The sequence below is a fragment of the Wenzhouxiangella sp. 15190 genome, from assembly GCF_003417465.1.
GTDB lineage: Bacteria > Pseudomonadota > Gammaproteobacteria > Xanthomonadales > Wenzhouxiangellaceae > Wenzhouxiangella.
Genome location: NZ_QVMV01000031.1, coordinates 1 through 16,032 on the forward strand (window position 1 = coordinate 1; position 16,032 = coordinate 16,032).

Annotated in this window: 11 protein-coding genes; 6 read left to right on the forward strand and 5 right to left on the reverse strand. The window is 65.4% G+C overall.

The window, feature by feature from the left end:
• Positions 1-248: 248 nt before the first annotated feature.
• Complete coding sequence (locus DZK26_RS09015) at positions 249-1,076, reverse strand: phosphosulfolactate synthase (protein ID WP_116899402.1); 828 nt, start codon at positions 1,074-1,076, stop codon at positions 249-251.
• Positions 1,077-1,216: 140 nt separating this feature from the next.
• Here DZK26_RS09015 and DZK26_RS09020 point away from each other — a divergent pair, with 140 nt between their 5' ends.
• Positions 1,217-1,816 (forward strand): carbonic anhydrase, encoded by a 600-nt coding sequence (locus DZK26_RS09020; protein WP_116899373.1) that lies wholly within the window; start codon positions 1,217-1,219, stop codon positions 1,814-1,816.
• Positions 1,817-1,822: 6 nt separating this feature from the next.
• Here the strand turns inward: DZK26_RS09020 and radC are convergent, their stop codons facing one another.
• Positions 1,823-2,497, reverse strand: a complete 675-nt coding sequence (radC, locus tag DZK26_RS09025; RefSeq protein ID WP_116899374.1) for a DNA repair protein RadC — start codon at positions 2,495-2,497, stop codon at positions 1,823-1,825.
• Positions 2,498-2,608: 111 nt separating this feature from the next.
• Here radC and coaBC point away from each other — a divergent pair, with 111 nt between their 5' ends.
• From coaBC to DZK26_RS09040, 3 genes are read left to right on the forward strand one after another with little or no spacing between them, the layout of a single operon-like run.
• Entirely contained in the window at positions 2,609-3,841 is a 1,233-nt protein-coding gene (gene coaBC, locus DZK26_RS09030) for a bifunctional phosphopantothenoylcysteine decarboxylase/phosphopantothenate--cysteine ligase CoaBC (RefSeq protein WP_116899375.1), read from the forward strand.
• Positions 3,813-4,268 carry a dUTP diphosphatase gene (gene dut, locus DZK26_RS09035; RefSeq protein ID WP_116899376.1) on the forward strand — a complete coding sequence of 152 codons (456 nt, stop codon included), beginning with the start codon at positions 3,813-3,815 and terminating at the stop codon, positions 4,266-4,268. The genes coaBC and dut overlap by 29 nt, the downstream gene beginning before the upstream one ends.
• A 1-nt stretch (position 4,269) precedes the next feature.
• Complete coding sequence (locus DZK26_RS09040) at positions 4,270-7,443, forward strand: hypothetical protein (RefSeq protein WP_116899377.1); 3,174 nt, start codon at positions 4,270-4,272, stop codon at positions 7,441-7,443.
• Between the two features lie 50 nt (positions 7,444-7,493).
• Here the strand turns inward: DZK26_RS09040 and DZK26_RS09045 are convergent, their stop codons facing one another.
• Genes DZK26_RS09045 through DZK26_RS09055 form a run of 3 tightly spaced genes read right to left on the reverse strand, consistent with a single transcriptional unit; the run spans position 7,494 to position 12,570 of the window.
• Entirely contained in the window at positions 7,494-8,534 is a 1,041-nt protein-coding gene (locus DZK26_RS09045; protein WP_147306725.1) for a hypothetical protein, read from the reverse strand.
• Complete coding sequence (locus tag DZK26_RS09050) at positions 8,531-11,209, reverse strand: Mur ligase family protein (protein ID WP_116899379.1); 2,679 nt, start codon at positions 11,207-11,209, stop codon at positions 8,531-8,533. The genes DZK26_RS09045 and DZK26_RS09050 overlap by 4 nt, the downstream gene beginning before the upstream one ends.
• An 8-nt stretch (positions 11,210-11,217) precedes the next feature.
• The gene (locus DZK26_RS09055; protein WP_258870907.1) at positions 11,218-12,570 is read right to left on the reverse strand and encodes a glutamate--cysteine ligase; all 1,353 of its coding nucleotides are present in this window, start codon (positions 12,568-12,570) and stop codon (positions 11,218-11,220) included.
• A gap of 243 nt (positions 12,571-12,813) precedes the next feature.
• Between DZK26_RS09055 and DZK26_RS09060 the strand changes: the two genes are divergently transcribed.
• Both DZK26_RS09060 and DZK26_RS09065 read left to right on the forward strand, forming a co-directional pair.
• Complete coding sequence (locus DZK26_RS09060; RefSeq protein ID WP_181918506.1) at positions 12,814-14,307, forward strand: peptide ABC transporter substrate-binding protein; 1,494 nt, start codon at positions 12,814-12,816, stop codon at positions 14,305-14,307.
• Complete coding sequence (locus DZK26_RS09065; RefSeq protein ID WP_147306726.1) at positions 14,289-16,028, forward strand: peptide ABC transporter substrate-binding protein; 1,740 nt, start codon at positions 14,289-14,291, stop codon at positions 16,026-16,028. The genes DZK26_RS09060 and DZK26_RS09065 overlap by 19 nt, the downstream gene beginning before the upstream one ends.
• Positions 16,029-16,032 lie beyond the last annotated feature (4 nt).

The window sequence follows — 16,032 nt, forward strand, 5'->3', positions numbered from 1 at the left end:
CGCCATCAGCCTGCGGAGCAGGCGGGCGGAATATATTTTGACGTGTCGAAGCCCGCACCGCGGCATCGGGGCAACAGGCTAGTTGCCGACGGGGCATTGAAGGAGCCACCGCAAGAGCGCGCGAAGCGCGCCGGGCGAAACAGCTTTTGAAGTGTCGAGGCTCGCACCGCGGGCGGTGGCGCCAGTACTACAATGCGCCAACGGGCTGAAGGTGGCCTCCCAAAAGAGCATGGGACAGGCGGGTGGGATTAACCCTTCCAGGTATGCACCCGCCCGAACAACTCGTTGGTCCCCCAGATCCCCGACCGCATGGCCTCGAGTTCGAGCACCTGCGAGTGGTCGACGAACAGGTTCACCTCCGGTCCGAAGGTTTTTATGTACCACGCGTAGACTTCCGGGTCGGCCGCCTCAAATACCGCCTTGTCCAGGCCGATGCCGTCGGCCAGTTCCGAGATGATGTCGGTGCGCCATTCGCGCACCTGCTCGGTAATGCCTTCCGATTCCACCATGATGCGATAAGCGCCGGCATCGAGATGACGCTTCGCCTCGCGGATGGCCTGGGCCGGGTCCTGCAGGCCCTGGCTTTCGAGCTGCTCGACGCTGCTGGTGCCGCCGGCGCCGAACTGCACGTTGATCTCCGGTTTGGCCTTCAGGCCGTGCTTGATGACCCGCTCGGTCAGGCGCACCAGATCGTCGGTGGGCATCGCCAGGAAGCCGCTGGAAATTTCGACGATATCGAAACCGAGATTGCGGCACTCGGCCAGGTAGTCGTCGACCTTTTCGGGGCAGCGCACCAGCACGTATTCGATGAAGCCGCCGGTGGAAACCATCACCTCGTTTTCGTGGCACAGCGCGATGATTTCCGAAAGCGATTCGCGCGGCATCAGGCTGAATGAGCCACCCGAGAACTTGAGGATGTCGACATAGGCTCCGCAAGTCTCGAAGATGTCGGCCAGGCGTCGTTTGCCGACCGGGTCGTAGTAGGGCCCGCGCATCTCGGTGATGCCGCGCTCGCGCGGCTTGGTGGCCCGTTGGTTGACGGGCAGAAAGTCGAAGGCGCGTTCGGAACGGCTCATGGGACTCTCCTTGCTTTTCAGCTCGTTGTATCCCAATAGATCCGGGGGTGTGGCAAGAATTTCAACGTTCCGGCTGGAGCCGGCTCAACGGGCGGGATAGAATGCGGCTTCCCCCAAAACGAATGCCGGTCTGCAAGCCTATGCCCCACGACCTGATCCGCGGCAACCGCACCTGGGCCGAAGGAATCCGCAACGAGTCCCCTGACTATTTCGAGCGCCTGGCCGCGGTTCAGAAGCCGGACTATTTCTGGATCGGTTGCGCCGATTCGCGCGTGCCGGCCAACGTCGTGACCGGCCGCGATCCGGGGCGCATTTTCGTGCATCGCAATATCGCCAACGTGGTTCATCCGGCCGATCTCAACCTGCTCTCCTGTCTGGAGTTCGCCGTCGAGGGCCTGGGCATACGCGATATCGTCGTGTGCGGACACTACGGCTGTGCCGGGGTGCGCGCGGCAACCGAGGAGATGGTGCACGGCCTGGCCGATCACTGGGTCGAGCCGATCCGGCGCGTGGCCCGGCGCAAGGCCGACGAACTCGATGCGATCGGCGACGACGAAACGCGCCTGAACCGCCTGGCCGAGCTCAACGTCATCGAAGGGGTCAGCCGGGTGGCCGAAACGCCGATCATCCAGCGCGCCTGGGCCCGCGGCGAGAACGTGGCCGTCCATGGCCTGATCTACGGTCTCAAGGACGGCCTGCTCAAATCCCTGGATTGCTCCATCAGTCGCGAATCGGCCTGAACGGCGTCAAACGAGCCCGCGTTCTGCCAGGGATACCACTTCCCCGTCGCCAACGATGAAGTGATCGAGCAATCGGATGTCGACCAGTCCGAGGGCGTCGCGCAGCCGGCGCGTGATGGCCAGGTCGGCCTGGCTGGGTTCGGCGATTCCGGATGGATGATTGTGGGCCACGATCAGGGCGGCGGCGCGGCGGCTCAAAGCTTTTTCGACCACCACGCGCGGGTGCACGTGAGCCGAGTCGATGGTGCCGGCGAACAGTTCGTCGAAGGCGATCACCCGGTGGCGGGTGTCGAGATGCAGCGCACAGAAGACTTCGTGCGGCCGGTCCCGTAGGGCGGCGCGCAGGTACTCGCGCGTGGCTTGCGGGCTGGTCAGCGGCCGGCCGCGCTCGAGATTCTCGCGCAGGTGGCGCCGGGCCAGTTCCAGGGCGGCTTGCAGCTGGGCGTACTTGGCCGGGCCCAGGCCGGGTGTGTCGCAGAAACCGTCGACGTCGGCTTCGAGCAGCCCGCGCAGGCCGCCGTGGTGATTGATCAGGTGGCGGGCCAGGTCCAGCGCGGAGCGGCCGCGGGCACCGGTGCGCAGCAGGATGGCGAGGAGTTCGGCGTCGCTGAGTCCCGCCGGCCCGCTCGCCAGCAGGCGTTCTCGCGGGCGTTCGGTCATGGGCCAGTCGGCGATTCGCATAATTTCCCTTAAGCTTGGCAACCAGAACCGTTATTCTGGTCGGCACGTATGGACCCGGAAATCGGGCCTTGTCCCGCTGCCGCGTAGGAAATCGACTCGACAATTCAGTTCATGAGCACGCTAGAAGGGAAGAAAGTGCTGGTTGGCGTGACCGGGGGCATCGCCGCCTACAAGACGCCGGAATTGGTGCGCCGCCTGCGCGACGCCGGTGCTCAGGTGCGCGTGGTCATGAGCGTGGGTGCGGAAGCCTTCATTACGCCGCTGACCCTGCAGGCGGTCAGCGGTCATCGTGTTCGAACTCACCTGCTCGACCCGGAGGCCGAAGCCGGCATGGGCCATATCGAGTTGGCGCGTTGGGCCGACGAAATCCTGGTCGCACCAGCCACCGCCCACGCCATTGCCCGTTTCGCCGCCGGCCTGGCCGACGACTTGCTGTCGACCCTGATCGTGGCGACCGAGGCGCGCATCTGGCTGGCGCCGGCCATGAATCGTGTGATGTGGGCATCGCCTTCGGTGCGTGACAACTGCGCCGTGCTGGAATCGCGCGGCATGCGCATCCTCGGGCCCGGCGCCGGCTCGCAGGCCTGCGGCGAGCAGGGCCAGGGTCGCATGCTTGAACCCGGAGAACTGGTGGCCGCCGTGGCCGGACGCGACGGTCGGCTGGCCGGGCTTCGCTTCGTGGTCACCGCCGGGCCCACGCACGAACCGCTCGATCCGGTGCGTTTCATCGGCAACCGCTCCTCGGGTCGCATGGGTTTTGCCGTGGCGGCCGCCCTGGCCGAAGCCGGGGCTCGCGTCGACCTCGTGGCCGGGCCGGTGCAGCGCTCCACGCCCCCCGCCGTGCACCGTCACGATGTGCAGACCGCCCGCGAAATGCGCGCTGCTGTCATGGCGCGAATCGACGGTGCCGACGGTTTCGTGGGCGTGGCCGCGGTGGCCGACTACCGGCCTGCCGACGAGTCCGGCGACAAGATCAAGAAGTCGGACGAATCCATGGCCGTGGAATTGGTGCCCAATCCGGATATCCTGGCCGAGGTGGCCGCCCTGCCCGACCGGCCCCGCCTGGTCGTGGGCTTTGCGGCCGAAACACGCGATGTCGAAGCCGCAGCTCGCGGCAAGCTGAAAACCAAGCGACTGGACCTGATCGCGGCCAATCGGGTCGGGAAGGAGCTGGGCTTCGACTCGGAGGACAATGCGCTGGAAGTCTTCAGCAGCGACCGTCACTGGAGTCTGGCGCCGCAATCCAAGACGGCCGTGGCGCGCGAACTCGTTGCTATCATCGCCGACTGCATGCTTGAGAGGGAAAGCCGAGCCAATGAAAGACCTGAAAGTCAGGATTCTTGACCCGCGCCTCGGGCGCGATTGGGCCATTCCGGAATACGCGACATCCGGTTCGGCCGGCATGGACCTGCGTGCCTGCCTGGACGAGCCGATGAATCTCGCGCCGGGCGAGACCGCACTGCTGCCTTCGGGCATGGCCATCCATCTCGATGACCCCGGACTCGCAGCGGTATTGCTGCCGCGTTCCGGTCTGGGCCACAAACAGGGCCTGGTGCTGGGCAACCTGGTCGGGCTGATCGACAGCGATTATCAGGGCGAGGTCAAGATTTCGTGCTGGAATCGCGGGTCGGCCCCCATCGAGATCGAGCCGGGGCAGCGTGTCTGCCAGCTCGTCGTCGTCCCGGTGGTGCAGGTTCGCCTCGACATCGTCGATGCGTTCCAGGAAAGCGATCGGGCCGAGGGGGGCATCGGACATACGGGAGTGATCTGACATGGCGGGCAAGCCGGATTCGGAGAAAACATCGGACAAGGGCATTGCCAAGCCACTCGGCCTGGCCCTGATGGGTATCGGCGCGGTGGTGCTCCTGGTCGGCCTGTGGCTCGTCTGGGACACGATGCAGATCGAACAGAGCGGTTCCGCCCCCAGCGCCGCAACAAGCAGTATCGATGAAATCGGCAACGGTATCGCGCAAGTACACGAGGCGCTGGCTTCACCGGACGTCGCGGAATCCGCCCGCGCCGTGCTGGCCGGTGACGACGCCGAGACCGATCGCCTGCGCCAGCGACTGCAGTCCGCCGGCGTCGACGACCTGATCGACGTGCGGGTGTTTCCGCCCGATATCGAAGACATCGAAACCGGCGAGTACCCCGAGCCGAACTACGGTGTGTTGCAAATGCTGCTGACCGCCCGGCGGCAGGGCAATGCGCCGGCTCAAGTGCACTATCGCGGCACGGCCAACGAGAACCTGGCGTTCGCCCAGACGCTGCACCGGCCCGGCTCGGGCGAGCAAGGCGAGGTCGTCGGCTACCTGTTCGTCCGTCTGCCGGTCAGTGTGGTGACGCGGCGGCTGCCCGAAACGGGTGAGGAGGGCTGGGTTGCCCTGCAGCAGGGCGACTCCGTTATCGCCGGCCACGGCTTCCGCGCTGGCGAGGGAACGCCCGATGGACAGGCAGCCATTGCCGGCAGTCAATTGCGCCTGAGTTGGTCAAGCGGTGCGAGCGACGCCGGGCCCGATCCTGTCGTCGGCGGTGGTGTGGCGGGGATTGGCCTCCTGCTCGCGCTTGCGGGACTGCTGGCGCTTCGCAAGGCCGGACGACCGTCCGAGGTTGCAGCGACCAGCCAGCCGGCTGAAGTCGAGGTCCCACCGAAAAAGGAAAAGCCGGCACCGGAAGCGGCCGCTGCCGCTCCTGCCCCCAAGGCGGGCGGCGGTAACCACAAGGACCTGCCCGACTGGATGCTGGACGAAGCGGCCGGTAGCGACGATGACGGTCCGTTCGCTGAGGCGCCCACCGGCGAGCAATCCGCTGAGGACGATTCCCTCGACGTTCCGGATCTGGACGAAATCTACAAACAGATCGAGGCCGAGGAAGGCGGGGAGCAGGGTTCGACCGCCGATGATGCGGGCCTGCCGCCGGGAGAAAGCGGCGCGGGAGCCGCGGCACAAGCGTCCGAGGAATCCCCGGAAGCCGATAGCCTGCTCGAACTCGAGAGCTTCGATTTCACCGAGGACTCTGTCGAGCCCGAAGAGGACGAGTTGCCCGCACTCGATGAAGAACTCGAAAGCGGACAATCGGGAGCCAAGGAATCCCGAACCGAGGCATCTCAAAACGACGAATTCGAAGCCGCGGAAGCCGGGCAGGAAAACACGGGACTCGATCTGGACTTCGCGTTCAGCGATGCCGGGGATCGGCAGGACGAGGATCAACCGGACGAGGATCAGCAGGATGAGGTGACGCTCGATTCCGGGCAGGGCTCGATCGACGAACAACACGACGAGCCGGTATCCGAGCCATCCGGCGAAGACGCATTCGACTTGGCTTTCGAGGACGAGGATTGGCAGCAACGCTCATCCGACGGGTCGGACGAGCAGGCCGACGAAGAGGATGTTTTCAGCCTAGAAGCGGCCGCGCTCGAACTCGAGCCCGAGCCGGCTACCGAACCTGAAGCCGAAGCACATCCGGAGCCCGAATCACGAGTACAACCGGAATCGGAATCCAGGCCTGAACCTGAATCCCAGCCCGAGCCCGTTGCGGCGGCGGCGCCGGAATCCGAGCCGGACACCGGCGACGCAACACCACTGCCCACCGGCATTTTCCGGGCATTCGAAATTCGGGGCACGGCTGAAGAAGATCTGAGCGTCCCGATGGCAACCGACATCGGCCAGGCGATCGGGTCGATCGCCGCCGCGCGTGGCTTTTCGCGTATCGCGGTCGCCCGGGATGGTCGAGTCAGTGGGCCGGTGCTGCTCTCGGCCCTGATCCGCGGCCTGCGTAACAGCGGCATGGACGTCGTCGAGATTGGCGCCGTGCCCACGCCGTTGCTGTGGTTCGCCGCCACGGAGCTGACCGAAGGTTGCGGCGTGATGGTTACCGCCTCTCATCATCCGCCCGAGTACAACGGTTTCCGCGTGATGATCGGCGGTGAGCTGGTCGACCGCGAACACATGGCCGAACTGGCGAGGCGCGTGGACGAGAAGGATTTTGCCGAGGGCGACGGCGGCTACGAGCAGCAGGATGTTCTGGAGCGCTATGGCAAGCGCCTGACCACCGATATCCAGCTCGAGCGACCGATGAAGGTGGTGGTCGATTGCGGCAACGGCGTTGGTGGTGCCGTGGTGCCGAAATTGCTGGAGGCGATCGGCGCGGATCTGATCCCGCTCTATTGCGATATCGACGGCGCTTTTCCCAATCACCGGCCGGACCCCTCGTCACCCGAGGCTCTGGAAGATCTCCGCTTGTGCGTGCGCAATTTCCAGGCCGAGTTGGGCATTGCCTTCGACGGCGACGCCGATCGCCTGGTCCTGGTCACCCGCAACGGTGAAATCGTCTGGCCCGATCGCCTGTTGATGCTGCTGGCCGGGGAGATCGTGTCGGCGCGCCCGGGGGAGGTCGTGGTGTTCGATGTGCGCTGCTCGGGACATCTCCAGCGCATGGTCGAGCGCGCCGGCGGGCAGGGCATCATGACCGCCGCCGGACAGCAGGCGGTCGCGCAACGCCTGCGCCAGGAGAATGCCCCGCTGGGCGGTGATATGGACGGCCACCTGTTCGTCAACGATCGCTGGTATTCCTTCGATGACGCAATCTATGCGGCGGCCCGCCTGCTGGAGGTACTGGCCGCCGACACCCGCGAGGTCGATGAAATACTGGCCGAGCAGCCGCAATTCCGTGCCAGCCCGGAGATCACGGTCGACATCGATCGCGAGCAGGCGCAGTCAATCGTGGCGCGTCTTGGGCGGGAGGCGGAGTTCGGCGACGCTCAGCTCACGCATGTCGACGGCCTGCGCGCGGACTGGCCCGACCGCTGGGGGCTAGTGCGCGTGGATGCCGACACCGGTCGCTTGATCCTGCACTTCGGTGCCGACGAGGCGACTGCCCTGGGTCATGTTCGTGGGGAATTCCGCGACAAGCTGCTCGAGCTGGAACCCGAACTGCCGCTGCCCTACTGATCGCCGGCAGGTCGCGTCGTTTCAGCCGCGAACAAGCTCAAATCGGCGCCTCAACCCCGAAGCCCTGCATCGGCCTGCGTCATCAGGTAGTCGATCGTGAGGTTGTCGAAAAGCGCCGAGCCGGTGGACACGAAAAGTGCCGGCGATTGTCGCCGGGAATCGTCGCGGGCCAGCTCGAACAGGTCGGGCAGCTTGTCGATATCAAGGTGGCCATGCGACCGGAACGCCGCCAGGTCGCCGTAGTTGGGACTGTCCTGGGTGTCGACCGACAACGCGTAATGCGACAGCACTTCCGGGGAGATTTCGCTTTGCCAGTCGGTGTCGGCGCCGACGCTGACCACCAGCCGGGGCCGGTAGCCCGAGGCGTCGAATATCGGTTGCTCGCTGTCGGTGGCCAGTACCAGCGCATCGCTCGTCGAGGGCAGTTCGCCGGGGTGGAATGTGTCGGTTTCGAGGCCGGAAAATCGTGATCGCAGGCTCTGTGCCGCCAGCAGTGCGCGCTCTTCGACGATATCGGCAAAGCTGATTCGTTCGGCTTCGCCCAGTGAGGCGGCGAACAGTCCGGCGTAGTAACCCACCCGGCCGGAACCGACGATGGCGATGTGGCGTGAATCGGGTGCGAGCAGGCGCAGGCCCGTGGCCACGCAGGCGCCGGTGCGGGCGGAAGACAAAAGGCAGCCGGCAAAGCCCGCCTCGATGAAGTTTTCCGTGGGGTGCAGGGAAAACGCCTTGCCCACGCTGATTTCGCCGGGCACCACTGTGCGCGGCCAGTTGGTGCCGATGATCTTCACCGTCTTGCGTGTGCGCCCGGGAAAACGCACGACACAGGGCATCACCCGGAAGTCCGAGCGCTGTCCGGGATCGACGAATACCTGTTTTGGCGGCAGTTCCAGGCTCGCCTTGCCGAACGCGATCGACTCGATCGCCTCGAGCAGGGCGTCGAGGTATGCGCGGGGATCGGTCGTCAGCGCCCGATGAACCCGACGATCGTCGAAGAAGGTGTACGGCTCGGGATTGAGCCTGAATACCGTTTCGAGATCGTCGTCGAGCCGGTCGCTCTCCGGTTGCCCGGTCATTCTGGAATTGCTCACGGTTCAGCGGTCTCCTCGAGGATTGCAAGCACGACCTTGGGATTGCCCAGGACGACCAGCAGATCGCCCGGCTGTGTAATTTCGAGGCCGTGCCGAATAGCGGTTTCGGGCTGTGCATGCGTCTCGATACGTTCGGGGTGGGTGCCCGCATCGAGCAGCTCCTTGCGAAAATGGGCGAGCATGGTTTCTCTCGGGTTGCTCCCGGCATATTGCGGGTTTTCGTCGGCGTAGTCGCTGCAGCCGATGATCAGGCTGTCGAAGCGATCGGCCAGGTCGCGCACGTTCTCCTCGATGTGCTCACGGTGGCGCGAACCGATCGTCAGGCAGACCAGTCGCTTCTTGCCCTCGATTGGCAGCTTTTCGATGACCGAATAGAGTTCGGCCAGGCCGTGGGCGTTCTGGGCAAAATCGGTCAGCAGGGTGAACGGGTAGCCTTCGATGAAGTTGTAGCGGCCTGCGTTGTCCTCGACCGAATTACTGAATCGCGCCAGGCCTTCGCGAATGAGTCGGTTATCGACGCCGAGCGACCAGCAAAGAGCGGCGGCGAAAGCGGCATTCAGGGTATTGAAGGGGAGCAGACCGTTCATGACCGCGGGAATGTCGTGTGTCGGCATCAGGCGATCAGAAGTGGAGCCCTGGGCGAACCAGAGGTATTCCCGGCCATCGTCGGCGCGATCGATCAATACGGCCCGATGGCCGGCGGCGAGATGATCGGCGACGTCCGCGGATTCCGGATTCCTGCTGACCAGGATGGGTCGCGCGCGTTGGTGGTTCGAGAGCATGGCCAGGCACTGCGGGTTGTCGGCGTTGACGGCCGCATAGCCGTCGGCCAGTTCGAGAACGCGGGACTTGACGGCCGCCAGTTCCTCGAGCGTGGTAATGCCGTCGACGCCGAGGTGATCGGCGGCGATGTTCAGGCAGGCCGCCGCATCGACCGCTTCCACGGCGGTGCCGAGCGCCTGCAACGCGCCCCGGGCCGTTTCCAGCACGGCCGCCCGGGTCCGATCGTCGGCCAGCACGAGGGCGGCGCCGGGTACGCCGGCCACGTCGCCGGCAAGCACGCAGTCGTCGCCGACGTAGGCGCCCTCGGTCGTGGTCAGGCCCACGACTCCGTACGCGCCGCGCAGGATGGAGGCGGTCATGCGCGAGGTCGTGGTCTTGCCGTTGGTGCCGGTGATGGCCACGGTCGGTATGCGAACCGGCCGGCCCGACGGAAACAGAGCGTCGAGCAATCGATGGGGCAGTTCGTCGCCGGCCTCCGGGCGTCCTTCTATATGCGACTGAAGGTCCGGGTCGGGTACGACATCGAGCACGTGGCAATTGGGGGCCGAGGCCTCGCCGGCGGGATCGACCACGGCCAGGTCCACGGCCGCGATCTCGTCGAGCCCGAACGCTGCCGCGGCGCGTTCGGCCAGTTCCCGAATCGGTGCGGAAAGACGATCGAGTACATTCTCGAGCGTTCCGCCGTTGAAGGCTGTGCCCTCGCCTCGCAGCGAAACGTGCCGACCGGCTTCCGGAATGGCCGTCGGCGTCAGGCCGGCAATGGCCAGTCGCGCCTGGACGTCGCGATCCCCGGCCTCGATCGCTTTCCAGGCCTGTCGCTGGCGCGGCGATTCAGCACAGGCGGCGGCGTGGGCTGTCAATTCAGAAACACTGCGGACGCCGTCCCCGGTGATCGTCGGCGGGGTGGCACGTGTTGCTGCGACCAGTACGCCGCCAATAAGCAGGCATCGCACGCGATCTCCGGGAACATGTGCTTCCACCCAGACCTGGCGGTGGTCGACGCTGGCGGCTTGAAAGGCGGCCGTGATCGCCCGTTCTGACGCGAGCGGCTCGAACAGTGCCGTCGATTGACGAGCATGGGCGAAGGGTTGACGGTAAATGGCCCGCATGGCGATCGGTTTGCCCAGGCGCTCCGCCGCCCGGACGGCCCGGCTCGCCCGGTTCTTGGTGGGGAAATCCGGGACCTGGGGCGCTAGCGGCAGGCCGTGGCGACGCAGGTGAGTCACCAGCGCTTCCCGGCTGGCCACGCGCATCAGTTTCTGCTGGTCCAGCCACGGCACCGCCCCGGCCAGGACGCGTCTGTTGACGCCCTGGCCGATCTGGATGAGTCCGGCGTAAAACGGTCGGGGGCCCGGTGCAGACTCGAAGGGATCCTGGTCCAGCCGCAGCACGGGCAGTGCGCACGCACGCGCGACGCGGATGATGCGCCGAGTGTCCGGGTGGGGCATGCGAGCGCCGGCGAAGTCGAGAAACTGCTCCAGGTCGGCGATATCGTCGTGGTTATCGCGCGATGCATCGAAGAGGAAGCGCCCTGCGACTTCGGCGGCCTTCTCCACCGTATCGGGCTCTTCGCAGGGCAGGTTCACGAAAAACGTGTCGCCCTCTCCGGCATGCGTTTCAATTTGTGGTCGTCCGGCTCGATGCCCGCCCCGTTCGAGCAGACGGGCCATCAGCGACCCGAACCATCGGCTAACGCTCTCATTGTCGAGCGAATCGCCGTCTGAGGCTGACGCAGCTTCCTCGAGCAGTCCCTGCCGCGAAAGATGGTGTAGTCGCTCAAGGGACGTCGAGCGCTGGGGTGAAACGGCGGTCCGGAGTTCGACCCGGGCGACCGGGGGCGGCCCATAAGGCGAGTGACCGGTTCGAAACCGCGTGCCGACGAGCTTGAACATATCGTCGATCAGTAGGCGTGGCGGTGAAACAGTTCGGACAGGTCGCCGTTCCACTCGTTCTCGAAAGCCTCGAGCTTGACCTCGGCGGGCGTCGTGCCGCGATTGACCACCTTCTGGAGTGACTCGAGAAAGCCACCTTCGTGGTCGCCACTGCCGCTGAGGCGCTGGCGGCGCGCCAGGCCCTGGTGAGCCAGCTCGAGCAGCTCACCGGCCAGATCGTGCACGGTCCGGCCTTGAATCTCGGCGCGCAGGCCCATCCGGGCTACGTCTCGACGCAGGCGTTCGCGCTCCTCGGCGCTCCAGTCGCGGGTCATGTCCAGGCAGGCGGCCAGGCTGTCGGCATCGTAGAGCAGCCCCACCCAGAAAGCCGGCAGGGCGCACAGCCGGCGCCACGGGCCGCCGTCGGCCCCGCGCATTTCGAGAAAGCGCTTGAGCCGGACTTCGGGAAAGGCGGTGGTGAGGTGATCTTCCCAGTCCGACAGGGTCGGTTGTTCACCCGGCAGGGCGGGTAGCCGGCCGGCCAGGAAATCGCGAAAGCTCTGTCCAGCGCAGTCGATCATTCGTTCGCCGCGTTTCACGAAATACATCGGCACGTCGAGCATGTAGTCGACGTAGCGTTCGAAGCCCATGCCCGATTCGAAGACCCAGGGCAGCGTCCCGGTGCGATCCGGGTCGGTATCGGTCCAGACGTGCGAGCGGTAGCTAAGAAAGCCGCTGGGCCGACCCTCGACGAACGGCGAGTCGGCGAACAGCGCGGTGGCGATCGGCTGCAGGGCCAACGAGGCGCGGAACTTGGCCACCATGTCGGCCTCGCTGGCGAAATCCAGGTTGACCTGCACGGTGCAGGTGCGCTTCATCATGTCGTGGCCGAGCCGGCCGACCTTCGGCATGTAATTGCGCATGATTACGTAGCGCGCCTTGGGCATCCAGTCGATGTCGTCGAGCGCGGCGGTGGGATGAAAGCCCATGCCGAGAAAGCCGATGCCCAGCGGCTCGGCCACGGTGCGCACTTCGGCAAGATGCGTGTTGACCTCGTCGCAGGTCTGGTGCAGGTTGTCGAGCAACTCGCCCGACAGTTCGAGCTGGCCGCCGGGTTCGAGCGTGATCGAGCAGCCGTCCTTCTTGAGCGCGATGGGCAGGCCGTTTTCGAGCACTCGCTCCCAGCCGAAGCCTTCGGCCAGGCCCTCGAGCAAGACGCGGATGGAGCGCTCACCGTCGTAGGGCAGCGGCTGGAGGGTTTCGGTGCAGAATCCGAATTTCTCGTGCTCGGTGCCGATGCGCCATTCGGATTCCGGCCTGCAGCCGGATTCGAGCCAGGCAGCGAGCTCACGCTTGTCGGTCAGGATGGTGTCGGGATTCAAGACGCAATCGCCGGCTAGAATGAAGGGCCGATTATCCCTTTTTTGTTTCCGCGCTGCATGCGCGTTCGGGATGAAAAGAGGAACCACGGAACACACGGAAGACACGGAATGAATGGTCCTCAACCAGCTTTGAAGCGATGGGTGTCGGTCCCGAATGCCGGGTGTATGCCTGGTAAGCGGGGAACCTTTTCTTTTCTCCGTTCCGTGCTTTCCGTGTCTTCCGTGGTTCCAGTTTTCTTGTTCATGCTGCTGGCAGCCAGCGCAGCCGGAGCAGCGACGCTGCATCGCGGCGTCGGGCCGGAACCGGATTCGCTCGATATTCACACGGCGCAAAGCCTGTCGGCGCTGAATGTGTTGCGCGACCTGCACGAAGGCCTGTTGACCCTGGACGCCGAAGCCGAGTTGATTCCCGGCGTGGCGAAATCCTGGTCGGTCAGCGACGACGGCCGGGTCTGGGTGTTCGAACTGGATGAATCGGCCCGCTGGTCGGACGGTGAGCGCATCGTCGCCGATGATTTCGTCGCCGGCTGGCGGCGCGCCCTCGATCCCGCCACGGCCTCGCCCACCGCCGCGCTGTTCGACGTGGTCGAAAATGCCCATGAACTGCGTACCGGTGAAGTCGAAGCCGACCAACTGGGTATCGAGGCGCTCGGCCCCGGCCGGCTTGAAGTGCGCCTGAATCGGCCGCTTTCCTGGTTCGGTGAACTGCTGACCCACCCGGTGACCTATCCCTGGCCGGGTGAAGGTTCGGCTCGTTTCAGCGGGGCGTTCGTGCTGGCCGGACAGGTGCCTGGTTCGCGGCTCGAACTCGAGCCCAACGAGCACTACCGCGCCGCCGGCCAGGTGGAACTCGACGGCGTGATTTGGCACGTCATCGAGCAGCCCAACGTCGAGCTCGCGCGCTATCGCGCCGGCCAGCTGCACGTGACCGAGACCATTCCGCCCGGCCGCATCGACTGGCTGCGCGAGCGGTTCGGCGATGAATTGAGAATCTCGCCCTACCTAGGCAGCTTCTTCCTGGCCTTCAATCTAAAGCGCGAACCGTTCGCCGATGCGCCGAAACTGCGCCGTGCGTTGAGCCTGGCCATCGACCGCGACATCATCACCGAGCGTGTGCTGGGTTCAGGCGAGATACCGGCCTGGGGACTGGTGCCGCCGGGCATGCCCGGCTGGCCGGAAGGGCGTGAGCCGCCGCTGCCGGCCGGCGAGCGCCTGGCCGAGGCCGAGCGCCTTTACCGCCAGGCCGGCTACGGTGAGGACCGGCCGCTCAAGGTCGAGCTGCGTTTCAATACCTCGCTCACCCATCGGCGCATGGCCGCGGCGATCGCGGCGATGTGGAAGCTGCACCTGGGCGTGCAGACCCGCTTGGTCAACGAGGAGTGGAAGGTCTTCATCGCCAATCGCCGCCAGGGGCGCATTACCGAAGTGTTCCGCGGCGGGTGGATCGCCGACTGGCGCGATGCCGTCAATTTCCTGCAATTGTTCGAGAGCGACAGCACCGGCAACTACACCTTCTTCGACGACGCGATCTTCGACGGGTTGATGCGCCGGGCCGAGCGCCAACGCGCTGACGGGCGGTTGAAGACCCTCAGGCAGGCCGAACGTCGACTGCTCGACGAGCAGGTCATCGTGCCCTTGTACTACTATGTCTCGAGGCATCTCGTGGATCCTCGCGTGCGCGGATTCGAAAACAATCCCATGGACATTCACCTTTCACGTTGGCTGTCGCTGCTGTGAGCCGCCTGTGGCCACTTTGCCTGATGCTGCTGCTGGTCGGGTGCAGCGAGCAGTCCGAACAACCGGTCGAGCCGCCGCCGTCCCTGGCGGATCCGGTAGCGGTGGAACTCGATGCCGACGGCCGCCCGGTTCCCGACATCCTGGCCGAGTCCCAGGTCATCCACCGCGGCAACGGCGAGGAGCCGCAGACCCTGGACCCGCACCTGGCCGAGGGCGTGCCCTCGACCAACATCCTGCGCGACCTGTTCGAGGGGCTGACCACCACGACCCCCGACGGCCACATCGTGCCCGGCGCGGCGCAGCACTGGGACATCAGTCGCGACGGGCTGACCTACACCTTCTTCCTGGATCCTGAAGGGCGCTGGAGCAACGGCGAACCGGTTACGGCCGAAGACTTCGTATGGTCGTGGCAGCGCGCGGTCGATCCGTCCACCGGGGCTTCTTACGGTCGCATGCTTTCGCCGGTGGCCAATGCCGAGGCCATCTTCGCCGGAGAACTGCCGCCGGAAGAGCTGGGTGTGACCGCGCTCAATGACTCGACTTTCCAGGTCGATCTCAACCATCCCAGCCCCTATTTCCTGGGCCTGCTGACCCACCCCACCACCTACCCCGTGTACCGCGAAGCGGTCGAAGCGTATGGCGACAGCCACGTCCGTCCCGGCAACCTGGTCTCCAACGGCGCCTACACGCTTGAAGAATGGCGCGTGCGATCGAGTATCACGCTGGTGAAGAATCGCGCGTATCGGGCGGCCGATGACGTTATCGTCGAGCGCGTGGTCTTCTACCCCCTCGAAGACGAGAACACCGAGTTCAATCGCTTTCGTGCCGGTGACCTTCACTGGACCTACCAGGTGCCGTCGAACCGGTTTCAATGGCTCCGGGAAAACCTGGACGAGGCGCTGATGGTCACGCCCTGGTTTGGCACCTACTTCTTTTCCTTCAATCTCACTCGCCCGCCCTTCAAGGACAACCTCGCGCTCAGGCAGGCGCTCAACCTTGCCGTCGATCGCGAGATCCTGACCGAACGGGTCAGCCGTTTCGGCGAGATCCCGACTTTCAATCTCGTGCCGCCGGGCCTGCCCGAATACGAGCCACCGGTCACCGACTGGGCGGACATGACCCAGAAAGAGCGCGAGGACGAGGCGAGACGGCTTTACCGGGAAGCGGGCTACAGCGAGGAAAAGCCGCTTGCGGTGGAGCTGCGTTACAACGCCTCCGAGAACCATCGCAAGATCGCCGTGGCCATCGCGGCCATGTGGAAGCAGGTGCTCGGCGTTCGCACGCGCCTGATCAACGAGGAGTTCCGGGTCTTTCTCCAGAACCGCGCCCAGCGCCGGGTCACCGAGGTGTTCCGTTCCGGCTGGATCGGCGACTACCAGGACGCTTTCACTTTCCTCGAACTGTTTCACTCCGAGCACGGCCGCAACGACGCCGGCTACGACAACCCGCGATTCGATCGCCTGCTCGAGCGCATTGCCGCCGAACGCGTCCCGGCCAGTCGCCGCAACCTGATGGCCGAAGCCGAGCGCATGATTTTGGCCGACCAGGTGATCCTGCCGGTGTACAACTACGTCACCAAGCGCTTGATTGACCCTCGCTTGAAAGGCTGGAAAGAAAATGTCATGGATCACCACCTGACGCGCTATATGTACCTGGTGAGGGCCCGTGAGGCCGGGGAGGAAGAGGACGCCGCCGAGGAGGCCGAAGGGGAGGAGTCGTGAGGGC